Source organism: Acidovorax sp. GW460-11-11-14-LB4 (genome assembly GCF_059423685.1).
In genome coordinates, this window is record NZ_JBWKYJ010000079.1 from 1 (window position 1) to 21,613 (window position 21,613).

The 21,613-nt window shown below is 66.0% G+C and carries 23 protein-coding genes; 8 read left to right on the plus strand and 15 right to left on the minus strand.

Features of this window, described 5'->3' with window-relative positions:
• From AC07X4_RS20755 to AC07X4_RS20795, 9 genes are all read right to left on the minus strand, one after another.
• Positions 1 to 185, minus strand: a 185-nt coding sequence (locus AC07X4_RS20755; RefSeq protein WP_288042702.1) for a GTP-binding protein, incomplete at its 3' end; no start/stop codon positions are given.
• A gap of 142 nt (positions 186 to 327) precedes the next feature.
• Positions 328 to 2,430: an elongation factor G gene (gene fusA, locus AC07X4_RS20760; protein ID WP_056057548.1), complete on the minus strand. Its 2,103-nt coding sequence runs from the start codon at positions 2,428 to 2,430 to the stop codon at positions 328 to 330.
• Between the two features lie 149 nt (positions 2,431 to 2,579).
• The gene (gene rpsG / locus AC07X4_RS20765; protein WP_005798541.1) at positions 2,580 to 3,053 is read right to left on the minus strand and encodes a 30S ribosomal protein S7; all 474 of its coding nucleotides are present in this window, start codon (positions 3,051 to 3,053) and stop codon (positions 2,580 to 2,582) included.
• 175 nt (positions 3,054 to 3,228) lie between these two features.
• Positions 3,229 to 3,606 carry a 30S ribosomal protein S12 gene (gene rpsL, locus AC07X4_RS20770; protein ID WP_015012185.1) on the minus strand — a complete coding sequence of 126 codons (378 nt, stop codon included), beginning with the start codon at positions 3,604 to 3,606 and terminating at the stop codon, positions 3,229 to 3,231.
• Positions 3,607 to 3,870: 264 nt separating this feature from the next.
• Positions 3,871 to 5,040: a D-alanyl-D-alanine carboxypeptidase family protein gene (locus AC07X4_RS20775; RefSeq protein WP_056057545.1), complete on the minus strand. Its 1,170-nt coding sequence runs from the start codon at positions 5,038 to 5,040 to the stop codon at positions 3,871 to 3,873.
• Positions 5,041 to 5,137: 97 nt separating this feature from the next.
• Positions 5,138 to 5,788: an alpha/beta hydrolase gene (locus AC07X4_RS20780; protein ID WP_056057541.1), complete on the minus strand. Its 651-nt coding sequence runs from the start codon at positions 5,786 to 5,788 to the stop codon at positions 5,138 to 5,140.
• A gap of 87 nt (positions 5,789 to 5,875) precedes the next feature.
• Positions 5,876 to 6,235, minus strand: a complete 360-nt coding sequence (locus AC07X4_RS20785) for a (2Fe-2S) ferredoxin domain-containing protein (protein WP_015012182.1) — start codon at positions 6,233 to 6,235, stop codon at positions 5,876 to 5,878.
• 98 nt (positions 6,236 to 6,333) lie between these two features.
• Positions 6,334 to 7,437, minus strand: coding sequence for a VanZ family protein (locus AC07X4_RS20790; RefSeq protein ID WP_056057538.1), 1,104 nt, complete (start codon positions 7,435 to 7,437; stop codon positions 6,334 to 6,336).
• An 18-nt stretch (positions 7,438 to 7,455) separates the two neighbouring features.
• Positions 7,456 to 7,884, minus strand: coding sequence for a CopD family protein (locus AC07X4_RS20795; protein WP_015012180.1), 429 nt, complete (start codon positions 7,882 to 7,884; stop codon positions 7,456 to 7,458).
• Between the two features lie 326 nt (positions 7,885 to 8,210).
• On the opposite strand from AC07X4_RS20795, the gene hemB reads away from it, so the two are divergent.
• Together hemB and AC07X4_RS20805 are read left to right on the plus strand one after the other, a co-directional pair.
• On the plus strand, positions 8,211 to 9,218 hold the full coding sequence (gene hemB / locus AC07X4_RS20800; protein ID WP_099732253.1) for a porphobilinogen synthase: 1,008 nt from the start codon (positions 8,211 to 8,213) through the stop codon (positions 9,216 to 9,218).
• A gap of 60 nt (positions 9,219 to 9,278) precedes the next feature.
• Entirely contained in the window at positions 9,279 to 10,526 is a 1,248-nt protein-coding gene (locus AC07X4_RS20805; RefSeq protein ID WP_288852047.1) for a magnesium transporter CorA family protein, read from the plus strand.
• 168 nt (positions 10,527 to 10,694) lie between these two features.
• On the opposite strand, the gene AC07X4_RS20810 is transcribed toward AC07X4_RS20805, so the two are convergent.
• Positions 10,695 to 11,612, minus strand: coding sequence for an amidohydrolase family protein (locus AC07X4_RS20810; RefSeq protein WP_494741164.1), 918 nt, complete (start codon positions 11,610 to 11,612; stop codon positions 10,695 to 10,697).
• A 55-nt stretch (positions 11,613 to 11,667) separates the two neighbouring features.
• Positions 11,668 to 12,357, minus strand: coding sequence for a dienelactone hydrolase family protein (locus tag AC07X4_RS20815; protein WP_494741165.1), 690 nt, complete (start codon positions 12,355 to 12,357; stop codon positions 11,668 to 11,670).
• 122 nt (positions 12,358 to 12,479) lie between these two features.
• Between AC07X4_RS20815 and AC07X4_RS20820 the strand changes: the two genes are divergently transcribed.
• From AC07X4_RS20820 to AC07X4_RS20845, 6 genes are all read left to right on the plus strand, one after another.
• A complete protein-coding gene (locus tag AC07X4_RS20820; RefSeq protein WP_494741166.1) occupies positions 12,480 to 13,226 on the plus strand; it encodes an SDR family oxidoreductase in 747 nt (248 codons plus the stop codon).
• 177 nt (positions 13,227 to 13,403) lie between these two features.
• Complete coding sequence (locus AC07X4_RS20825) at positions 13,404 to 14,039, plus strand: MarC family protein (protein ID WP_055402029.1); 636 nt, start codon at positions 13,404 to 13,406, stop codon at positions 14,037 to 14,039.
• A 6-nt stretch (positions 14,040 to 14,045) separates the two neighbouring features.
• On the plus strand, positions 14,046 to 14,756 hold the full coding sequence (locus AC07X4_RS20830; RefSeq protein WP_494741167.1) for a winged helix-turn-helix domain-containing protein: 711 nt from the start codon (positions 14,046 to 14,048) through the stop codon (positions 14,754 to 14,756).
• A 66-nt stretch (positions 14,757 to 14,822) separates the two neighbouring features.
• Entirely contained in the window at positions 14,823 to 16,289 is a 1,467-nt protein-coding gene (gene creC, locus AC07X4_RS20835; protein WP_494741168.1) for a two-component system sensor histidine kinase CreC, read from the plus strand.
• A 113-nt stretch (positions 16,290 to 16,402) separates the two neighbouring features.
• Positions 16,403 to 17,839 (plus strand): cell envelope integrity protein CreD, encoded by a 1,437-nt coding sequence (gene creD, locus AC07X4_RS20840; RefSeq protein WP_494741169.1) that lies wholly within the window; start codon positions 16,403 to 16,405, stop codon positions 17,837 to 17,839.
• The gene (locus tag AC07X4_RS20845) at positions 17,836 to 18,195 is read left to right on the plus strand and encodes a hypothetical protein (protein WP_260665959.1); all 360 of its coding nucleotides are present in this window, start codon (positions 17,836 to 17,838) and stop codon (positions 18,193 to 18,195) included. Before creD ends, AC07X4_RS20845 begins: the two co-directional genes overlap by 4 nt.
• A 104-nt stretch (positions 18,196 to 18,299) precedes the next feature.
• On the opposite strand, the gene AC07X4_RS20850 is transcribed toward AC07X4_RS20845, so the two are convergent.
• The 4 genes from AC07X4_RS20850 to AC07X4_RS20865 form a co-directional block, all read right to left on the minus strand.
• The gene (locus AC07X4_RS20850; RefSeq protein ID WP_260665958.1) at positions 18,300 to 19,346 is read right to left on the minus strand and encodes a GGDEF domain-containing protein; all 1,047 of its coding nucleotides are present in this window, start codon (positions 19,344 to 19,346) and stop codon (positions 18,300 to 18,302) included.
• 203 nt (positions 19,347 to 19,549) lie between these two features.
• Entirely contained in the window at positions 19,550 to 20,086 is a 537-nt protein-coding gene (locus AC07X4_RS20855; RefSeq protein WP_436074316.1) for a hemerythrin domain-containing protein, read from the minus strand.
• Positions 20,087 to 20,253: 167 nt separating this feature from the next.
• Positions 20,254 to 20,835, minus strand: coding sequence for a hypothetical protein (locus AC07X4_RS20860; protein WP_056057507.1), 582 nt, complete (start codon positions 20,833 to 20,835; stop codon positions 20,254 to 20,256).
• 110 nt (positions 20,836 to 20,945) lie between these two features.
• On the minus strand, positions 20,946 to 21,164 hold the full coding sequence (locus AC07X4_RS20865; protein ID WP_056057504.1) for a CsbD family protein: 219 nt from the start codon (positions 21,162 to 21,164) through the stop codon (positions 20,946 to 20,948).
• Positions 21,165 to 21,613 lie beyond the last annotated feature (449 nt).

Below are 21,613 nucleotides of genomic sequence, written 5' to 3' on the forward strand. Positions count from 1 at the left end.
GTGATACCGCGGGCCTTTTCTTCGGGCGCAGCGTCGATCTGGTCGTAGGCCTTGGCTTCGCCGCCGAACTTGGCGGATAGCACGGTAGCGATAGCTGCCGTCAGCGTCGTCTTGCCATGGTCCACGTGACCGATCGTGCCCACGTTCACGTGGGGCTTGGTGCGTTCAAACTTACCTTTTGCCATTTCAATTCTCCAAAGAGCAATCCCTGTGTAGTGGTTTTACGTCTGCATCTGGTTGCTGATTCACTCCGCACAGGGAACAGAGTGGCACCGGATCGCAGACAAAACAAAGCCCGGACCACGAGGGCCCGGGCGAAGGGCTTACTTACTTGGCGCGCGCTGCCATGATGGCTTCAGACACGTTGCGAGGTGCTTCGCTGTAGTGCTTGAATTCCATCGTGTAGGTGGCACGGCCTTGCGACATGGAGCGCAGGGTCGTGGAGTAGCCGAACATTTCGGACAAGGGTACTTCGGCCTTGATGGCCTTGCCGCCACCGACCATGTCGTCCATGCCCTGCACCATGCCGCGACGGCTGGACAGGTCGCCCATCACGTTACCGGCGTAGTCTTCAGGCGTTTCCACTTCCACGGCCATCATGGGTTCCAGAATGACCGGACCGGCCTTCTTGCAGCCTTCCTTGAAGCCGAAGATGGCAGCCATCTTGAACGCCAGTTCGTTCGAGTCCACATCGTGGTACGAACCGAAGTGCAGCGTGACCTTGACGTCCACGACGGGGTAACCAGCCAGCACGCCTTGCGTCACAGCTTCGTTGATACCCTTTTCCACGGCCGGGATGAATTCGCGAGGCACCACACCGCCCTTGATCGCGTCCACGAACTCGATGCCCTTGCCGGCTTCGTTGGGTTCGATCTTGAGCACGACGTGGCCGTACTGACCCTTACCACCGGACTGGCGCACGAACTTGCCTTCGGCTTCTTCCACCGTCTTGCGGATGGTTTCGCGGTAAGCCACTTGGGGCTTGCCCACGTTGGCTTCCACACCGAATTCGCGCTTCATGCGGTCCACGATGATTTCGAGGTGCAACTCGCCCATGCCGCCAATGATGGTCTGGCCGGATTCTTCGTCGGTCTGCACGCGGAACGATGGATCTTCAGCGGCCAGGCGCGACAGGGCGATACCCATCTTTTCCTGGTCGGCCTTGGACTTGGGTTCCACAGCCTGACGGATCACAGGCTCAGGGAACACCATGCGCTCCAGCGTCACCACGGCGGCTGGATCGCACAGGGTTTCACCGGTCGTCACGTCCTTCAGACCCACGCAAGCAGCGATGTCACCGGCGCGGATTTCGTCCACTTCCTGGCGCTCGTTGGCGTGCATCTGCACGATACGGCCGATACGTTCCTTCTTGCCACGCACGGGGTTGTACACGGTGTCGCCCTTGGAGAGCACGCCGGAGTACACACGCACGAACGTCAGCTGGCCCACGAACGGGTCGGTCATCAGCTTGAATGCCAGGGCGGAGAACTTCTCGTTGTCGTCCGCCTTGCGGGTGACTTCCTTGTCGTCTTCGTCGAAGCCAGGCACTGGAGGCACGTCCAGCGGCGAAGGCATGAGTTCGATCACGGCGTCCAGCATGCGCTGCACACCCTTGTTCTTGAACGCAGTGCCGCACAGCATAGGCTGGATTTCACCAGCGATGGTGCGAGTACGCAGGCCTTGGGTGATCTCTTCTTCCGACAGATCGCCCTCTTCCAGGTACTTGTTCATCAGGTCTTCAGAGGCTTCAGCAGCGGCTTCGACCATCTTCTCGCGCCATTCAGTGGCAGTGGCCACCAGATCGGCCGGGATTTCTTCGAAGTTGAACTTCATGCCCTGGGAAGCTTCGTCCCAGATGATGGCCTTCATCTTGCGCAGGTCGACCACGCCCTTGAAGTTTTCTTCGGCACCGATCGGGATCACGATTGGCACAGGGTTGGCCTTCAGGCGCAGCTTCATCTGGTCCACGACCTTGAAGAAGTTGGCACCGGTGCGGTCCATCTTGTTCACAAAGGCCAGACGTGGCACCTTGTACTTGTTGGCCTGGCGCCAGACGGTTTCCGACTGGGGCTGCACGCCACCCACGGCGCAGTACACCATGCAGGCACCGTCCAGCACGCGCATGGAACGCTCCACTTCAATCGTGAAGTCCACGTGGCCGGGGGTGTCGATGATGTTGATGCGGTGCTCTGGGAAGGACATGTCCATGCCCTTCCAGAAGCAGGTCGTCGCAGCCGAGGTGATCGTGATGCCACGCTCTTGCTCTTGCTCCATCCAGTCCATGGTGGCCGCGCCGTCGTGCACTTCACCAATCTTGTGGTTCACGCCGGTGTAGAAAAGAATACGCTCGGTCGTGGTGGTCTTGCCAGCGTCAATGTGGGCCGAGATACCGATATTGCGGTAACGCTCGAGGGGGGTCTTGCGAGCCATGGTGGATCCTTGGATGGGTCGTGTTATTCGGGGGGCGGGCCCAGCATTCTGGCGCTGCAACCCGTCAATTTTGTGACTGCCTGAAATCGACACAAGGCTGCAGGCAAAACGCCAGCAGCCTTGGGCCTATATCAGTGCAAATCCACGTTTTAGAAGCGGAAGTGGCTGAATGCCTTGTTGGCTTCGGCCATACGGTGCACTTCGTCACGCTTCTTCATGGCGCCGCCACGGCCTTCAGTGGCTTCCAGCAGTTCGTTGGCCAGGCGTTGGGCCATCGACTTTTCACCGCGCTTGCGGGCGGCTTCCTTGATCCAGCGCATGGACAGGGCCAGACGACGGACGGGACGCACTTCCACAGGCACCTGGTAGTTGGCACCGCCCACGCGGCGGGACTTCACTTCCACCATGGGCTTCACGTTGTTGATGGCAACGGTGAAGGCTTCCAGAGGGTCCTTATCGGGGTGCTTCTTCTCGATCAGTTCCAGGGCGCCGTAAATGATGCGCTCTGCAACTGCCTTCTTGCCGCCTTCCATGATCACGTTCATGAATTTGGACAGCTCTACATTGCCGAACTTGGGATCCGGCAGGATTTCACGTTTGGGGACTTCGCGACGACGTGGCATTTTTTACCTCTATCTTTGCTTCAGTTGGCATCTTTTCAGACACCGCGAGAGCCAATCTCTGGACTCCCACTTACTCGACCCGCGCAGAACACCTGCGTTTGGGGCCACTACGCTGCACCTCCGCGCCACGCGGAAAAACAGCACCGAAAATTCTTCAGACCGAAAGGGCCAGGGCTTACTTGGCCTTTGGCTTCTTCGCGCCGTACTTGGAGCGGGCTTGCTTGCGGTCTTTCACGCCTTGCAAGTCCAGCGAACCACGCACGATGTGGTAACGCACACCGGGCAAGTCCTTCACACGACCGCCGCGAACCAGCACCACGCTGTGTTCCTGCAGGTTGTGGCCTTCACCGCCGATGTAGGAGATCACCTCAAAACCGTTGGTCAGGCGCACCTTGGCGACCTTACGCAGAGCGGAGTTAGGCTTCTTAGGCGTCGTGGTGTACACACGAGTGCACACACCACGGCGCTGTGGAGAGTTTTCCATCGCAGGGCTCTTGGACTTGGTCTTTTCGACCTCGCGCCCCTGACGGACCAGTTGATTAATGGTTGGCATGAAATACGTCCCTAAACGTGAATTTGCTTCGTGAAAGCGAAAACGTGAATCCCTTCGGAAATTCCGAAAAGCCTTCTAATGTAGCAGGATGCCCCCTGAAAGGCAAGCCCACTGCGGCTTGCAGCAGTTTCTGGCACCTGCAGCCATCCCGGTGATCTGACAGGAACTGGCTGCAAAAGGAGCGAAAAACAGGCCCGGCATACGCCGGACCTGCGCAGCCAGCTATGGTTTCAGAAGTGGTTCGCCACCTTCTGCGACGCAGGGTCACTTGATCCAGAGGCGGATGGCATCCCAGGCACGGCCCAGGATGCCGGCCTGTTCCACCGCCTCCAGCGCCACCAGGGGCACTTCGCCGATGGACTGGTCGCCCAGCATGACCTTGAGGGTGCCAATGGCCTGACCCTTGGTGTAAGGCGCCACCAACGGGTCGGGGCGGGCGATCTGGGTGGTGACCTTGCCAGCGCTGCCGGCGGGCACGGCGACCACGATGGCCTCCTCGCGGCCGATCTTCAGCACGCTGTCCTTGCCCTTCCAGACGGCAGGGGTCGCCACCGGCTTGCCTGCGTCAAACAACTTGACCGCCTCGAACGCGGTGTAACCCCAGTTCAGCAGCTTCTGGCTTTCGTTCGCGCGCGCGTTTTCGCTCGCGGCACCCAGCACGATGGACAGCAGTCGGCGCTGGCCCACGCCGGGGAATTCACGCTTGGACGTGGCCACCAGGCAGTAGCCCGCCGCAGCGGTGTGGCCGGTCTTGAGGCCATCGACCGTGGGATCGCGGAACAGCAGCGAATTGCGGTTGCTGCCGTTCGATGCCGGAGTACCCGGGTAGCTGTACTGCTTGGTGGAGTAATAGTGCATGTACTCCGGGAAGTCCTTCATCAGCCGCATGGCCAGCACGGAGAGGTCGCGCGCCGTGGTGGTGTGGCCGGGCTCCGTCAGGCCTTCGGGGTTCTTGTAGCTCGTGCCCTTCATGCCCAGCGCCTGCGCCTGGTCGTTCATGAGCTTGACGAAGTTCTCAGCCGTGCCGCCCACGCCTTCGGCCAGGGCCATGGTGGCGTCGTTGCCGGACTGCACGATCATGCCCTTGATGAGGTCTTCGACCGGCACCTGCATCTTGGGGTCGATGAACATGCGCGAGCCGGGCATCTTCCAGGCGCGCACGCTCACGGGCAGCTTCTGGTCCAGCGCGATCTTCTTGGAGCGCAGCGCATCAAACACCAGGTAGCCCGTCATGAGCTTGGTGAGCGAGGCCTGCTCCACCGGCGCGTCGATGTCCTTGGCGGCCAGCACCTGGTTGGCGGTGACATCCACCAGCAGGTAGGTGCGCGCGGCGATTTCGGGGGGCTGGGGTGCCTGGGCCAGGGCGCCAAAGGCAGCCGGGGCCACCGCAGCAAAGACGGCCAGGGATCGCAACGCAGACAGGATTCGTTTCATGGGGCAGGAGGGGGCTGGAGAGGCTCGAAAAAAGGGTGGGAGAAAAGGCGGGAGAGGGAAGACGACGGACGGCCGGAGCCGGTCCGGGCGGCGCCCCTCAGGCGCCCGATTGCAGGTGGCGGACCACCAGGTTCTTCAGAAGCGGTAATTGTCCGTGAAAGAAATGCCCCCCCGCGGGGACGACTGTGACAGGCAGTATCTGGGGCCGGGCCCAGTCCATCACGGCGGACAGCGGCACGGTGTCGTCCTGCTCGCCGTGCACGACCAGCGTGCGCAGGTGGGCATCGGGCGGCACCGGGGCCACCGTGAAGCGGCTGGCGGCCGTGCCGACCAGCACGACCTTCTCCACGCGCTGCGTGGGCCACAGTGCCTCCAGCGCATGGCTGGTGACAAATGCACCGAAAGAAAACCCCGCCAGCGCCAGGGGTTGCCCCTCGGCGGCGGGAGCCACCTGCTCCACCACCGCCAGCAGGTCCTGCAACTCACCCCGTCCTTCGTCGTACACGCCGGCCGTGGCGCCCACGCCGCGGAAGTTGAAGCGCACCGCCGTCCAGCCACACTGCACAAACGCGCGCGCCAGGGTCTGCACCACCTTGTTGTCCATGGTGCCGCCAAACAGCGGATGCGGGTGGGCGATGATGGCGACGCCACGGGGCGCCGCGCCATCGGCCAGGGTGGCGCTGTCGCGCACGGCCTCGATGGCGCCTGCGGGGCCGGACAGGGTCAGGCGTTCGGTCTGGGCATTCACGGATTTGCTACTCAATCAATAGCAACAGGGGCATGATCCACTAGCGCCTGCTGCCAAAATCGTTCCAAGACAGGGATGGAGCCGCGCTCAGCGGCCAAGTTCCGCTGGCGTGACCAGACGCTCCACCACCTGGCCGTTCTTGAGGTGCGATTCGACGATTTCGTCGATGTCCGCCGCATCCACATAGGTGTACCAGGTGCCCTCGGGGTAGACCACCGCCACGGGGCCACCCGCGCAACGGTCCAGGCAACCGGCCTTGTTCACACGCACTTTGCCGGCACCCGCCAGCCCGGCGGCCTTGACCTGGGCCTTGCAGCGGTCAAAACCCGCCTGTGCGTTGTGGTGCGCGCAGCTGTCTTCCCCGTTGGTGCGCTCGTTAAGGCAGAAGAAGATGTGGCGCTGGTAATAACCGGGCGCTGCGGCCGGTGCGGAAGGGGTGTCGCTCATCCCTGCATTTTAAGGACCCCTGCCTCTTCCAGCGGGCGAGGCCACGCCCCAAGCCCCTGCCCGGCCACACAGAAAGCCAGAGGCCATCGCCCTGCGACTCAGGCCCCGCCCTCTCGCCGGGACACCCGAAACACCACATACAGCAGCGTCAGGTAGGGCCACAGCCAGCCTAGCCACTGGCCCAGGCCATAAAAACGGATGAAACGGCCCTGCTCCCAGATCTGCAGCGTCTGGGCAAAGTAGGCACTGGTGGGCGCCTGGTTCAGCAGTGCCAGATGCCAGGTGAGCGCCAGCAGCAGCACGGCAGCGCAGGCACGGCGCGGCAGGGCCAGCATCAGCAGGGCCAACGCCAGCGCCGCCCAGACGCCTACGCGCACGGGCAGATCCATCCACTCCCAGGCGTGCACGGGGCCCCAGCTGAGTGCGGCGGACAGCGCGGTCAGCACAATGCCCACACCCACCACCGCCAGCGCAAACAGGGCGCGCCGCCCCATCTGGCGGATCACGCAATACCCCAGCAGACAGGGGATGAGCAGCCCCAGGGTGACGCACAGCAGCTCGCCGCTGGGTGACAGCGGGTCCAGCTCGGTCTCGCGCAGCGGCAGCCACTCCAGGAACGGCGTATCGGCCAGCAGGTCGATGAGCGCGGCCTCCAGCCGCTCCAGCACCTGGCCCAGGCCAAAGGGCACCGCTGCCGGAAACAGCAGCGCCAGCGGCCACAGCGCCAGCAGCACCATGCCGCCCGAAGCGTCGGACACAAACCAGCGCGCCCTGAAGTCGCTCCAGCGGTCCAGCGCACCCAGCCGCTCCAGCAGCGCGGCGCTCAGCGCACCGGCCAGCGTGCCCAGCGCGTTGAGCGCCAGGTCCAGGTTGGAGGGCACGCGCCGGGGCAGGTAGATCTGCAGAAACTCCATGCACAGCGACAGCAGCGTGCCCACCAGCGTGGCCAGCGCCACCGCCCACAGCACACGCCGCCAGCCCGAGCGCAACAGGCCCAGCACCAGCAAAAAGCCCAGGGGCGCGTACCCCACGAGGTTGGTGACCACGTCAAACCCCGTCCAGTACGGCGGGGGCAACCGGGCCAGCAGGAAGACCAGAGGGTCGATGCCCTGCTCGCGCCACCCGTCAAACGGGAACAGGCTGGCAAAAACGATCAGCGCCGTATACGTCAGCGCGAGCGGCCAGGCAGAGGTTTTGTGCATGCGCCCTCTGCGTCTCCATCAAAAGGGTTTGACCACCACCAGCACCACGGCCACCAGCAGCAGCAGCACCGGTGCTTCGTTGAACCAGCGGAACCACACATGGCTGCGGCGGCTGGTGCCGTCGGCCAGCTTGCGCAGCAGCACGCTGCACGCATGGTGGTAGCCGATGACCAGCACCACCACGGCCAGCTTGGCGTGCATCCAGCCATTGCCGGGGCCCCGGCCGATGCCGTAGCCCAGCCACAGCCACAGTCCCAGCGCAATGGCGGGCACGGCCAGCAGGGTGGTGAAGCGCATCAGCTTGCGTGCCATGAGCAGCAGGCGGTCACGCTCGGCGGCCGAGCCGGGCGCCACCATCGCCAGGTTGACGAAGATGCGCGGCAGGTAGAACAGGCCCGCAAACCAGCTGGCCACGAAAACGATGTGAAAGGCTTTGACCCAGAGCATGGGGGGCAGTTTACGGGCCTACGCCACTCCGACGGGACAACACCAAAAAAAAGCCCGGCAGATCCGCCGGGCCGGGAAAGCCTGTGCCGCATCGCTGCAGCCCAGGTCCCGCTCAGGGAGGAAAAGCGGGGGGCGGCAAGCCGCCCGGCGCCAATCTAGCACTGGGCATGGGCGGTTACAAGCGGCTTTTCCACAGAGCGCCGGAGCGCCAACCACCGCCAACGACCCCTGCCAGTGCCACCGTGGATCCGGCTTTGCCGGTCCAGGGGTGGCGTCCCTCCAGGGGGAAGGCGCGCAGCGCCACAGGGGGGATTCATAATCCGATGATGCACCTCCAAAGCCCTGCCCCCTTCCCCCAGAACCGCCCGCGCCGCCTGCGCCGCGATGCCTTCACCCGCCGCCTGGTGCGCGAGAACGTAGTCACCGCCGACGACCTGATCTACCCCGTGTTCGTGCACGAGGGCACGAACCGCAGCGAGGCCGTGACCTCCATGCCCGGCGTGGACCGCCTGAGCCTGGACCTTTTGCTGCCCGTGGCCGAAGACTGCGTGAAGCTGGGCATCCCGGTGCTGGCGCTGTTCCCGGCGATTGACCCGTCGCTCAAGACACCGGATGGCAAGGAAGCCCTGAACCCTGACGGCCTGATCCCGCGCGTGGTGCGGGCGCTGAAGAAGGAGTTTCCCGACCTGGGCGTGATGACCGACGTGGCGCTGGACCCCTACACCAGCCACGGCCAGGACGGTGTGCTGGACGAGACCGGCTACATCATCAACGACGAGACGGTGGAGATCCTCACTGGCCAGGCGCTCACGCATGCCGAGGCGGGCGTGGACATCGTCGCCCCCAGCGACATGATGGACGGCCGCATTGGCGCGATCCGCGAGGCGCTGGAGGTGCAGGGCCACATCCACACCCGCATCATGGCCTACAGCGCCAAATACGCCAGCGCCTTCTACGGCCCGTTCCGCGACGCGGTGGGCACGCGCGGCGCCCTGGGCAAGGCCGACAAGAACGTGTACCAGATGGACCCCGGCAACAGCGACGAGGCCCTGCGCGAAGTGGCCATCGACATCGCCGAAGGCGCCGACATGGTGATGGTGAAACCCGGCATGCCCTACCTGGACATCGTGCGCCGGGTGAAGGACGAGTTCCACGTGCCCACCTTTGCCTACCAGGTGAGCGGCGAGTACGCCATGATCAAGGCCGCTGCCGCCAACGGCTGGCTGGACCACGACGCCGTGATGATGGAAAGCCTGCTGGCCTTCAAGCGCGCAGGCGCCGACGGCGTGCTGACCTACTTTGCGCGCGACGTGGCACGCAAGCTACAAAAATAATAGCTGTCAGCGCATATTCCACTGGCGCTACCGGCGTTTTTGACTGAAACCACGGTGTCCATGCGCATCTTTCACATCCACAGCAGCGGCGTGCAGGAGCTGACAGCCCTGCCCGCCCAGATGCCGACGCAGGGTTTCCTCTGGATCGCCTGCGCCCGTCCGGCCTTTCAGGCGCGGCTCGCCGAGATCCAGGGCCGCCTGCAGGCGCTGATCGGGCTGCAGCTGGTGGACCTGCATGTGTCCGACCTGCTCAACGCCCAGCTGCCCTCGCACTACGACTACACCTCGCAGTACGACCTGCTGGTGTTCCGCCGCCTGGCCACGGTGCAGGGCGATGCTGCGCAGGCTGGGCAGCCCGGGCCTGCTGCCCCCGCCACACCGGCCGTTGCCGCCGAGCCCGACAACAACCCCAACGCCCCGGTCAAGCGCAGCGGCCCGCCCGTGCTGCGTCGCATCGACACCAGCCCCGTGGGGTTTGCGGTGTTCGACCAGCTGCTGCTGACCGTGCACCCCACCGACTGCGCGGTGCGCGATGCCTACGCGACGCGGCTGCTGGCGGCCACTCCGGCCAATGGCCATGGAATCGGCAACGGAACCAGCAGCGCCAACAATGCCAGCCACGCTCACGGCAACGCCCACGCCAGCCCCGGCATGGGCGAGGGCCGCAGCAGCCCGATCTCGGGCGCACGCCTGCCCACCAGTCCCGCCGACCTGATGCTGCGCGTGGTCAACCAGATGGTGGACGGCTACCTGGACCTGCGCCGCGAACTCACCCGCCAGCTGGACCACTGGCAGACCGAGCTGCTCAAGCCCCGCGCGCGGTACGTGAACTGGACCTCGCTGCTCGAAGCGCGCCTGTCGCTGCACATGCTCGACGAGATCTGCGAAGACCAGCGCACCGCCGTGCAGGACTGGATCGACGCGCTGGAAACCTGGGCCCTGCCCGACACCCCGGCGGGCCTGCGCGAGCTGGACCTGCTCAAGGTGCGCAGCCGCGACGTGCTGGAGCACATCGAGCGCGTGGTGCACCACGTGCGGCGCCTGGAGCAGAGCACCGAAACCGCCGTGCAGATGCACTTTTCGGTGCAGAGCAACCGCACCAACGACATCATGCGCACCCTCACGGCGCTCACGGCCGTGTTTTTGCCGCTGAACCTGATTGCGGGCATTTTCGGGATGAACTTCGAGTTCATTCCACTGGTGCACAAGGCCGATGGCTTCTGGTGGGCCATGGGGTCGATGGTGTTCATCGCGGTGTCGCTGGTGCTGCTGTTCTGGCGCAAGCGGTATCTGGCGAGGACAAGATAGGAACATCCCCCTGAGGCCCTTCGGGCCTTCCCCCTTCTCTCGGCTTTGCCGGGAAGGGGGACGATGCCCTCGCTGCGGGGCGGCCCTTGCTTGGCATCCCTGGCTTGGGTCAGCGCCCGTATCAGCGTGCGTCACCCAAAAACAGGAAGGGTCATGCGTTCCAGTGCCTTATGGCCTGGCCACCCCAAACAGCCCCGCCGCGTTGTCCCACGCCACCTTGCGCGCCACATCGGCGGGCAGGCCGCCCAGCCACTGGCGGTAGCCCTGCATCAGGCTTTCGTAGTGCTGCCAGCGCTGGTTGACCCAGGTGTCCGAGCCGACCACGAAGCGCGTGGGGTACTTGAGCAGCAGCGCGCGCCAGGCGGGGCACAGCTGGTTGTCGTCGCACACCAGGCCGGGGCGGTACGAGAGTTCGCCCACCAGGCCCGGGTAGCGGGCCATCAGGGCGTCCACCCGCTCCACAGGCGCGCCGCCAATGCCGGTGTGGGCCCAGATCAGCCGGGCCTTCTGACCTTGGGACGGGGTGTTGGCCATCAGCAGGTCGATGGCGGTGTCGTCCACATGGGCCAGCACCACCAGGTCCCGCTGCTCGGCCAGGGTCATGAGCTTTTTGGCCACGGGGCCGTTGGCGTTGGCGCTGTCATAAAGATGGAATTCGCCCAGGCCCCGGTACGGGCCGGCCGGCGTGCCCCGGGCCAGTTCGGTCTGCACCATGTCGTAGATGGTGTCGTCGGCAAACCAGCCGGTGTAGTCGGCGCGGTTGCGGTACAGCCGCACAAACGGCACAACCGCCACACCGGCCTCACGGGTCTGCGGCAGGCCCGCCAAGGTGAGCGACCCGGCATTGGGCCGCGAGTTGGCCACGATGGCGCGCACGCCGCTGGCCTTCATGCGCGCCAGCACATCGGCGGGTGGGTGCGGGCCTGAGCGACCGTCCCAGGCTTCCTCGTTGTAGTGCAGGTGGGCGTCGAACAGGGGGCCGGTGTAGTCGGCCGCGTGGGTGGTGGTGCATAGCGCTATCAAACCCAAAGCTGCCAGCGCATAACGGACTAGCGCTTGGGACCAAAAACGCCTGAAATCCGCCATGTCCATCTCCGTTGGTTGTTCGCTATCGTGTCGCCGTCTCTGTCACTGGGGCGGTTCAACCCAGGTGCTTGGCAAAGAAGGCCAACGTGCGCTCGCGCGCCGTGTTGGCGGCGGCCTCGTCATAGCTGCCGCGCTGGTCGCAGTTGAAGCCGTGGTCGGCGGCGTACACATGCACTTCGACCTCTGGGTGGGCCTTGCCGAAGGCCTGCACGCTATCAAGCGGAATCCAGTGGTCGCGCTCGCCAAAGTGGGCCAGCACCGGCACCTTGGGGGTGCGGGCCACTTCCTCCGGCGTGGTCACGCCGCCGCCGTAGTAAGGCGCAGCAGCCGACAGGCCCTGCAGCAGGCAGGCCGAGCGCCAGGTCAGCAGGCCGCCCCAGCAGTAGCCCACGATGCCCACCTTGCCGCCGCTTTGCTGCGCGGCGTAGTCGATGGCGGCCTGGATGTCGGGCAGCACGCCCGGCGCGGGCAGGGCCTCGACCGCTGCCTTCAGGCCCATGCCGGCCTGCATGTCGTCACCGGTGTAGCCCAGCTCCACCCCTTGCTTGACGCGGTGAAAGGTGGATGGCGCCACGGCCAGGTAGCCGCTGGCTGCGTAGCGGTCGGCCACCGAACGGATGTGCGAGTTCACGCCAAAAATTTCTTGCAGCACCACCACGGCGCCACGGGGGCTGCCCTCGGGCCTGGCGACCCAGGCGGGGGCCACAAAACCGTCACTCGACGTCAGATCGACAAACTGTCCCATGCTGAATGCTCCTTGGATTTGGTACGTATGGTGCGCAGAGGGTCCGCGCTATGGGTGCGGGCGCTGCGCGGCGGGGGGCAGAACCTGTTCCAATGCGCCATTCTTGCAGGAGACCCCACCCCATGGAGAAGATCGCACTAATCACTGGCGCCAGCCGGGGCATTGGCGCCGCCACCGCACGGCTGGCCGCAAAACATGGCTGGGCCGTGGCCGTCAACTACCTCGCCAACGAGGCCGCCGCCCAGAGCGTGGTCGATGACATTCGGGCAAACGGTGGCACCGCCATCGCGGTGCAGGGTGACGTGGCGAGCGAGGCCGACATCCTGGCCATGTTCCAGGCCGTGGACACCCAGCTGGGCCGCATCAGCGCCCTGGTCAACAACGCCGGCGTGGTGGACGTGACCGCCCGGGTGGACGAAATGGGCACCGAGCGCCTGCGCCGCATGTTCGACACCAACGTGATCGGCAGCATCGTCTGCGCCCGCGAAGCCGTACGGCGCATGAGCACGCGCCACGGCGGCAGCGGCGGTTCCATCGTCAATGTGTCCAGCGCCGCCTCGCGCCTGGGCTCGGCCCACCAGTATGTGGACTACGCGGCGGCCAAGGGCGCCATCGACACCTTCACCATCGGCCTGGCGCGCGAAGTGGCGGCCGAGGGCATCCGTGTGAACGCCGTGCGTCCGGGCCTGATCGAGACCGACATCCACGCCAGCGGCGGGCTGCCCGACCGCGTGCGCGACCTCTCGCACCAGGTGCCCATGCAGCGCGGCGGCACGGCCGACGAGGTGGCCGAGGCCATCGTCTGGTTGATGTCCCCTGCAGCGAGCTACACCACCGCCACCTTGATGGATGTGTCGGGCGGGCGTTAGAAGAGAAGGCCCGGCACCACCCGGTGGCAGGCACGCTGCAGCGCAGCATGCTTGACCGCCAAACGGCGCAGAAAACACCGCATACTCGCCCACAGCCCGGGCTGCGCCACCCTCATCTGCTGTTGGCCTGAGCCCCCCGAAGAACCACCCTGCCCACTTGCCCTTGGGAGCGCCCTGATGGACCTCAAACCCCTGATCACCCTGCTGGCCATCGTGAACCCGCTGGCCATCGTGCCGTTCTTCATCCACTACACGCAGGGCTTCTCGTACCCGCAGCGGCGCCGCACCATCCAGGTGGCCAGCTTCAGCGTGTTCTGCGTGATTGCAGCCTGTGCGCTGCTGGGCCTGCAGATCCTCGACTTCTTCAACATCTCGCTGCAGAGCTTCCAGGTGGGCGGCGGCATGCTGCTGCTCATCAGCGCGATGAACATGCTCAACGCCCAGCCCGCCGAGGCCAAGCCCAGCACCAACGAATATGAAGAAGGCGCCGAAAAGGCCGCCGCCGGCAGCAGCATTGCCGTGGTGCCGCTCACCATTCCGCTGCTCACCGGCCCGGCCAGCATGTCCACCGTGGTGATTTATGCCGACCGCGCCCAGACCTTCTGGCAGCACGCCGCGCTGGTGGGCTACGGCGTGGTCATCGCACTGGCCACGGCCGTGTGCTTTGCGCTGGCCGACCCCATTGCGCGCGTGCTGGGCAAGACCGGCATCAATGTGATGACCCGCCTCATGGGCCTCATTCTGGCTGCGCTGGCCGTGGAAGTGATGGCCGACGGGCTGGGCAAGCTGTTCCCCATCCTCGTCGCACGCTGACCCTCCATGTCCGCCCGCCTGCTGCTGCTCGAAGACGACCCCGCCATCGCCCGCACCGTGGCCTATGCGCTGGAGCGCGATGGCCTGACCGTCACGCACAGCCTGCTGGTGCACGACGCGCGCCAGCAGCTGCAGAGCGCGCGGTTTGACCTGCTGGTGCTGGACGTGGGCCTGCCCGACGGCAGCGGCCTGGACCTGCTGCGCGATGTGCGCAACACCGCGCCCACCGCCGCTCTGCCCGTGCTGATGCTCAGCGCCCACGGCGAAGAAATCGACCGCGTGCTGGGCCTGGAGCTGGGTGCCGACGACTACCTCACCAAACCCTTCAGTCCGCGCGAACTGGCTGCGCGCGTGAAGGCGCTGCTGCGCCGTGCGGGCCACGGCCACGGCAATGGCAACGGCCACCCGGCAGCGCCCGCCGCCACGGCCGCCGCGCTGTTCCACGACGACGAGACGGGCCAGCGCATCAGCCTGCGCGGCCAGGCCCTGGCGCTGACCCGGCGCGAGTACCGCCTGCTGGCCCACCTGCTGCGCGGCGCAGGCCGCATCCATTCGCGCGACGCCCTGCTGGCCGCCGCCTGGGGCGACGACAGCGAAAGCACCGACCGCACGGTGGACACCCACATCAAGACCCTGCGCGCCAAGCTGCGCGAGGTGGACCCGGCGCGCGAGTACATCAGCACGCACCGGGGCATGGGTTACTGCCTGAACATCTGAAGTCAAATTGCCCGCTGGCGCCCATTTAAGAAGCGCTGGCAGCTATTGTTTTTGAAGTAACGCACCATGCGCCTCGGCATCCGCCTGCTGTTCGCCTTCTTCCTCATCAACGGCATCGCCGCGTTCTTTGTGTTGCGCGTGTTCATGGCCGAGATCAAGCCCAGCGTGCGCGAGGTGATGGAAGACATGATGGTGGACACGGCCAACATCCTGGCCGAGCTGGCCAGCGAGGACCTGGCCGCCGGGCGGCTGGCGGCACAGGCCAACAACAGCAGCACCAGTCCGTTTGCCCAGCATGTGCGGCGCTACGCCACGCGGCCCGTTGATGCGGCCATCTGGGGCTTTTCCAAGCAGTCGCTCGACTACCGCATCTACGTGACCGACACCACGGGCCGCGTGCTGTTCGACTCGGAAAACCGCGCCGTGGGCGCCGACTACTCACGCTGGCGCGATGTGGCGCGCACGCTGCGCGGCGAGTACGGCGCGCGCTCTACGCGCGATGTGGAGGACGACGACACCAGCGGCGTGATGCATGTGGCGGCGCCCATCTACGTGAACAGCCAGATCGCGGGCGTGCTCACCGTGGCCAAGCCCACGCGCACGGTGCAGCGCTTCATCGATCGGGCCGAGCGCAAGGTGTTCATGGGCGGGCTGTTGCTGCTGGCGCTATCGGCCGCCGTGGGCGTGGCGGTGACGCTGTGGATGGTGTGGAATGTGCGCCGCCTGCGCGACTACGCGCTGAGCGTGCAGGGCCCGGCCGACGGCGAACGCCACGACCCAACTCTTCCGCCCCCCACGGCCCTGGCCGTTCCCGAGGTGCCCGGCGAGCTGGGCGACCTGGCCCGCGCCATGGACCGCATGCGCGCGCGGCTGGAGGGGCGCGACTACATCGAGGGTTATGTGCGCGCGCTCACGCACGAACTCAAAAGCCCCGTGGCCGCCATCCGGGGCGCGGGCGAGCTGCTGCAGGACGAGCTGCCCGCCGCCGACCGCGCCGAGTTTGCGACCCAGGTGGTGCAGCAAAGCGAACGCCTGCAGCGCATCATCGACCGGCTGCTGGAGCTGTCCAAGCTGGAGCAGCGCCAGCACGCCGAAGGCCGCGCGCCCGTGGCGCTGCACGACTGCGCCGAGGCCGCCATTGCCCAGACCCGCGCCCGCGCGGGGCAGCGCGGCATCACGCTGGCATTGCAAGGGCACGGCACCAGCGGCCCGTGGGAGGCCGAACTGGTGACGCTGGCGCTGACCAACCTGCTGGACAACGCGATCGACTTTGCGCCCGCAGGCAGCACGGTGCGGGTGGAACTGGACGGCGCCACGGTGGCCGTGCAAGACAGCGGCCCCGGCGTGCCGGACTATGCGCTGCCGCGCCTGGGCGAGCGCTTTTTCACCACCGCACGACCGGGCGGCGAGCGCAGCGGATCGGGCCTGGGGCTGGCGATTGTGCAGCGCGTGATGGCGCTGCATGGGGGGCAGATGGTGGCGCGCAACACGGCGCCGGGGCTGCGGGTGGAGCTGGTGTACCGCGCCGCCTGAGCAGCGAAAGCCACCGCCAGCGATCCCCACTTCACACTGGCCTCACAAACTTCATAGCGCCCTCACAGCGCGCCACAACACTGCCTCCACAACAGTCACTTGTGGAGGATCTTTTGTTCAAACACCCCTTGTTCACCAAGCTGGCGGCGCTGACCGCCATCACCGTGTTGCTGCTCTTTGGCCTGGGCCTGATCGAAGACGTGGTGCGCGACCGGCTGCGCTACCGCAGCATCACCGCTCAAAGCGTGGCCGAGAGCCTGGCGGGGCCGCAGACGCTGATGGGCCCCATGATCCACAGCGCCTGCGTGGAAAGCTGGGATGAAGAAGTCGGCAAGGGCGAGGAGCGCCGCATGGTCGAAAGGCGCCGCGAGTTCATCCTGACCGCCATGCCCGAGCAGCTCAAGCTCACCACCGGCGCCGCGATGGAGGAACGCGCACGCGGGCTGCACAAGGTGAACACCTACAACCTCAAGGCCCACGTGACGGCGCAATGGGGTTCGCTGGCCAGCCTGCTGCCGCAGAGCAGCATGAAGAATTCGCGCATGCACTGCGGCGCACCCATCGTGATGATGGCTGTGGGCGATGCGCGCGGCATCCGCACCGCGCAGTTCACCATGGGCAGCCAGGCGCTGGCCCTCAAGCCCGGCACCTTCCACCCTACCTACAGCCGGGGCCTGCACGCGGTGCTGCCCGAATCCGTGCGCGGCAAGGCCGATGGCCTGACCGCCACGCTGGACCTGGAACTGGTGGGCACCGAGCGCCTGGCCATCGTGCCGCTGGGCGGCAACACCGAGGTGCTGATGACCAGCAGCTGGCCCCACCCGTCGTTTGCCGGGCGCTTTCTGCCATCGGAACGCGAGGTCAAGAAGACCGGCTTTTCGGCCCAGTGGCGCCTGTCGTCCCTGGCCACCACGGCGCAGGCCGACATTGCGAACGGCAAGCGCATCTGCCTGGGCGCGGATGAGGGCAGCGACTATGCACACAGCGGGGCCACGCCGGGCGACTGCGCCGACAGCTTCAGCGTGGCATTCATCGACCCGGTGAATCCCTATTCCCTGTCGGACCGCGCGACCAAGTACGGTGTGCTGTTCATCGCCCTCACCTTCGTGGCCGTGGGCCTGTTCGAGCTGATGAAGAAGCTGCGCGTGCACCCGGTGCAGTACCTGCTGGTGGGCAGCGCGCTGTGCAGCTTCTTCCTGCTGCTGGTGAGCCTGTCGGAGCACCTGACGTTTGGCATTTCGTACGCGGTGGCCGCAAGCGCGTGTGTGCTGCTGCTGGCCTATTACGCCAGCCACATGCTGGGCGGGCTCACGCGTGGTGTGCCACTGGGGGCGGGCATTGCGCTGCTGTATGGCCTGCTGTACGTGCTGCTGCAGCTCGAGCAGACAGCGCTGGTGGTAGGTGCGATTGCGCTCTTCCTGGTGCTGGCAGCGGTGATGGTGTTGACGCGCAAGGTGAACTGGTACGGCCTGTCGCAAGGCGGCACGCCCCCGCGCCCCACCATGCCGCCCATGCAGCGCCCCGCAGCCCCCCGCGCGGAGGCTGCATGAACGCCGCCGCGCAGACCACCCGCTGGGCCCAGTACCTGGCGCAGGCCCAGGCCCTGACGCCGCCCGCCAGCACCGGCCCCGCAAGGGGCCCTGCGCTGACCGCCGCCGAATCGGCCCGCGTGCAGCGCCACCGCGACCAGTTGATGGCGGCCCTGCGGTCGCAGGACCGGCTGGCCTTGCACTGCGCCAAGCAGCAGGTGCTGGACGCAGCCTTTTGCCCCCACCGTGCCGAGGCGGACCACAGCCACGGAGGGCCTGCAAGCGGCGCTGCAGATTCGCCCGCCCTGCGCCGGGCGCTGCGCGACCTGGCGTGGCGCACCGCGGCCTTGCGGTTGCCGCGCCGCCCGGAGTTCTGAAGGTGTCCCGAGGGTCGTGCGCAGGCCCCTGGGGCACAGTTTTTAGTAAAAACTGGTGGTAGCGCTAGTGCAATATGCGCCAGCAGCTATCAAAAGCAGAGCATCTACACCACCACGGTGCGGCTGCGCCCCTCGCGCTTGGCGGTGTAGAGCGCAGAGTCCAGCAGCCGCAGGGTGATGTCCAGCGGCCGCAGCGGGTCGAACAGGGTGAGCCCCATGCTGACCGACAGCACCAGCGCCGGCTCGATGCCGGGCAGCGGGTGGGCGGCCAGCGCCGCATGCACACGCTCGGCCACCACCTGTGCCTGGTCGAGCCCGGTGGCGGGCAACAGGGCCAGAAACTCCTCGCCCCCCCAGCGCCCCAGCACATCGGCCGCGCGGAAGGCGTCGCGGCACAGGGTGGCAAACAGCTGCAGCGCCTGGTCACCCACATGGTGGCCGTACACGTCGTTCACGCGCTTGAAGTGGTCCAGGTCCATCATCAGCAGGCTGGCTGGCTCATTGCCGCGCTGCAGCAGTGCCCATTCCTGGCGCAGGCGATCGGTGAACGAGCGGCGGTTGGCCAACCCGGTCAGCACATCGGTGTGGGCCAGCACCGCCATCTGGTGGCGCGCCGCCTCCAGCTCCATCAGCATCTGGCCCTGGCGGTCGTTGGCACGCTTGAGCTCCAGCAGCCGGATCACCTGGCGCGCCAGGGCGGACAGCAGGTCCTGCACCTTGGCTGACAGCTCGCGCGGCCGGTGGTCCAGCACGCACAGCGTGCCCAGCACAAAGCCATCGGGCGTGACCAGCGGCGCCCCGGCGTAAAAGCGCAGTGGGTTCTTCTGCGTGACGATCGCATAGTGCGCAAAGCGCGGGTCTTGTGCCAGGTCGGGCACGATGAAGACGCCGGACTGGCGGATGGCATAGCGGCACACCGACTCGCTCAGCGGGGTTTCCCGCAGCGCAAACCCACGGGCGGCCTTGAACCACTGGCGCTGGCTGTCCAGCAGGCTGATCAATGCCACGGGCGCTTCGCACACGTAGCCCGCCAGGTCGGCCAGCTCGTCGTAGGCGGGCTCCATGGGAGTGTCGAGAATGCCGTAGCGCTGCAGGGCCTGGAGACGGGCAGTGTCGTCGCAGGGGTCGTCGGGAGGGGTGGTGTCGGCCATGATGCGAAGCGGCCGCGCCGCCCCCAATTGCCTTGAGATGGGGCAGCATGCCACACAAGCAGGACGGCTGCACGGGTGAAAGCCCGATGGCCCCCGGGTCACGCCAAAGTGGTGCTCTGGCCGTGCCGTGCCTGCCTCTCGTTTGTTCGTTCAGCGTCTGCTGGCGCTTGCCGCTGCGGGCAGGCAGCGCAGCTGCGTCGCTGTCAGGCAGCCACAGCGGGCGCGATATCGCGTTGGGCAGCGGGCTCGCTGGCACCCGGGGCGTCGGCGTCCGAACACGTGGCCCCACCGCAACCGTGGATCAACGCACCCGGCAACGCACCGGGAGCATGCACGACGCCGGTCACAGGGTCAAACCCCACGCGGCGCAGGTGCAGGGCCAGCGAGGCATCCATGCTCTGCGCATGCTGCGGAAACCACAGCGCCAGCTCGCTGGCCATGACGCGCAGCACCTTCAGGTCGCCCTGTTCGGCGCGGGCCGTGCCTTCACGCATCACCTGCAGCACAACCTTGTGCTGCATGCTGTGGCAGTTGCCCGATGCAAATCGGGTGGAGGCCATCCAGTCGTCTTCCTGCCCGAAATGCTGCTCGGTGTGCTCCACCAGCGCGCACCAGCGGGGCAGCAGGTCGGCGTCACCGGCCTGGTCCACGGCGGCCAGCAAGTCGACGAACTCCCGGTGGGTGTCATCCATCAGGGGCAGGTCGAGGTTCAACGCATCAGACCATTCGAGGTGGGCCATGGGACTCCTTGGGCGGGCAGATCAAACGAAGGTGCGAGCTTAGAAGCCCCGGCCCGGCCGGGTGTTGATGCAGGTCATGGCCACGCCATACGCAGCCAGGCCCTGCACCGCGCGCGGCGGGCAGGGCCTGGTAGTGCAAGGGACTTGGGCGCCCAGCGCCCGCCCCATCAGCTCTGGCCGTACATGCGCTTGGCGTCGTCCACACACTTGGACTTGAGGTCGCCAGTCATCGTCTCGCAGCGCTCCTTGGCAGCCTTGTAGTTGGCTTCATTCTTCTCGGCGGTGGCGTCCTTGCGCGCCTCGGCCACGTTGGCGGCCTTCTCGGCCGCTGTGTCTGCAGGCTTGGCCTGGGCGGCGGCCACCTTGGCGTTTTCCTTGGCCTTCACATGTTCGGCCTTGGCATCCTTCACGCACACGTCCTTGGCGTTGCCGGTCAGGTCGTCGCACTTTTCCTTGGCGACAGCGTAGGCGGCGTCGGCACGGGCTTCAGCCACCTTCTGGCTGGCCTTGGCGCTGGGCTTGTACTGGGCTTCGAGCTCGGCCTTGGCCACGTCTTCGGTGCCCTTGGCTTCCTTCATACAGATGTCCTTGGCGTTGGCCTTGAGGGCATCGCATTTTTGCTTGTTCATCTTGTAGTCCGCCGAGATGCTGTCCTTGGCGGCCTTGTGCTCTGCGGGGGTCATGGCAAAAGCGGTGGTAGCCATCAGACCGGCGGCGCAGGCGGCGATCAGGGTGCGTTGGAATGTCATGGTTTTCTCCTCGATGAAATTGAATGCAATGGGTGTGGATCTTGTAGGGGCGGTGCGCCAGGGGTGGCCTGGCGGGGGCGGGGCGAAAGCCCCGCAGCGCGGTCGCGCTATCAGTCGTTGAAGCGGAAGTCGGGGTGGCGGTCCTGCCATTCCTTGAGCTGCTTTTCGGCCACGTCGCGGGCGATGCCCTGGCGCTCTTGCAGCTTGCCCAGGAACTGTTCGCGCTTGCCGTCGATGACATCGAAGTCGTCGTTCGTGAGCTTGCCCCACTGCTCGATCATCTTGCCCTTGAACTGCTTCCAATTGCCCTTGATGGTGTCTTCATTCATGGTGTCACTCCTCAAAAAACTTCGCCTCAGCCATCCACTCGGAGTGCGTGGAACCTTTGCGTGATGCGATGGAATTCACTGTAAAAATGATCCGGCGACGGCGCCGTAGTCCATGCCACGCAGCACGCGTCAGCACAGGACTACGGGCGTGACGGACATCGCCGATGAAATGGCTCCCACCCTCTGGCGAAGACGAGCGAGGCCTCCATGCAAGGTACAAAGTGTTGCAATGGCCCATCATTCAGGCCGCCGGCGCAGCGGGCATTGCATAGGCGTGTTTCGCTTGGTAACACTTGTGTTTCCAGGCGGGCGTGGCGTGTGATTTAGTCATGGCTGTGCTGCCAGCGGCAGACTTTTTGACCACGACCACCATGACACATCGATACGAGGAGACTCTGACAACCGCGGTTGCAGAGGCACCAGAGGGCCTGCCCCTCCCCCCCGAAAAC

Excerpts from the sequence above, each read along its gene's own strand:
- AC07X4_RS20820 (WP_494741166.1), top strand. The coding sequence starts at position 12,480 with ATGGAGAAGATCGCACTAATCACTGGCGCCAGCCGGGGCATTGGCGCC.
- AC07X4_RS20845 (WP_260665959.1), top strand. The coding sequence starts at position 17,836 with ATGAACGCCGCCGCGCAGACCACCCGCTGGGCCCAGTACCTGGCGCAG.
- AC07X4_RS20815 (WP_494741165.1), bottom strand. The coding sequence starts at position 12,357 with ATGGGACAGTTTGTCGATCTGACGTCGAGTGACGGTTTTGTGGCCCCC.
- AC07X4_RS20775 (WP_056057545.1), bottom strand. The coding sequence starts at position 5,040 with ATGAAACGAATCCTGTCTGCGTTGCGATCCCTGGCCGTCTTTGCTGCG.
- fusA (WP_056057548.1), bottom strand. The coding sequence starts at position 2,430 with ATGGCTCGCAAGACCCCCCTCGAGCGTTACCGCAATATCGGTATCTCG.
- AC07X4_RS20860 (WP_056057507.1), bottom strand. The coding sequence starts at position 20,835 with ATGACATTCCAACGCACCCTGATCGCCGCCTGCGCCGCCGGTCTGATG.
- AC07X4_RS20855 (WP_436074316.1), bottom strand. The coding sequence starts at position 20,086 with ATGGCCCACCTCGAATGGTCTGATGCGTTGAACCTCGACCTGCCCCTG.
- AC07X4_RS20865 (WP_056057504.1), bottom strand. The coding sequence starts at position 21,164 with ATGAATGAAGACACCATCAAGGGCAATTGGAAGCAGTTCAAGGGCAAG.
- AC07X4_RS20850 (WP_260665958.1), bottom strand. The coding sequence starts at position 19,346 with ATGGCCGACACCACCCCTCCCGACGACCCCTGCGACGACACTGCCCGT.
- rpsG (WP_005798541.1), bottom strand. The coding sequence starts at position 3,053 with ATGCCACGTCGTCGCGAAGTCCCCAAACGTGAAATCCTGCCGGATCCC.
- AC07X4_RS20805 (WP_288852047.1), top strand. The coding sequence starts at position 9,279 with ATGCGCATCTTTCACATCCACAGCAGCGGCGTGCAGGAGCTGACAGCC.
- rpsL (WP_015012185.1), bottom strand. The coding sequence starts at position 3,606 with ATGCCAACCATTAATCAACTGGTCCGTCAGGGGCGCGAGGTCGAAAAG.
- hemB (WP_099732253.1), top strand. The coding sequence starts at position 8,211 with ATGCACCTCCAAAGCCCTGCCCCCTTCCCCCAGAACCGCCCGCGCCGC.
- AC07X4_RS20795 (WP_015012180.1), bottom strand. The coding sequence starts at position 7,884 with ATGCTCTGGGTCAAAGCCTTTCACATCGTTTTCGTGGCCAGCTGGTTT.
- AC07X4_RS20825 (WP_055402029.1), top strand. The coding sequence starts at position 13,404 with ATGGACCTCAAACCCCTGATCACCCTGCTGGCCATCGTGAACCCGCTG.
- AC07X4_RS20785 (WP_015012182.1), bottom strand. The coding sequence starts at position 6,235 with ATGAGCGACACCCCTTCCGCACCGGCCGCAGCGCCCGGTTATTACCAG.
- AC07X4_RS20790 (WP_056057538.1), bottom strand. The coding sequence starts at position 7,437 with ATGCACAAAACCTCTGCCTGGCCGCTCGCGCTGACGTATACGGCGCTG.
- AC07X4_RS20810 (WP_494741164.1), bottom strand. The coding sequence starts at position 11,612 with ATGGCGGATTTCAGGCGTTTTTGGTCCCAAGCGCTAGTCCGTTATGCG.
- creC (WP_494741168.1), top strand. The coding sequence starts at position 14,823 with ATGCGCCTCGGCATCCGCCTGCTGTTCGCCTTCTTCCTCATCAACGGC.
- AC07X4_RS20830 (WP_494741167.1), top strand. The coding sequence starts at position 14,046 with ATGTCCGCCCGCCTGCTGCTGCTCGAAGACGACCCCGCCATCGCCCGC.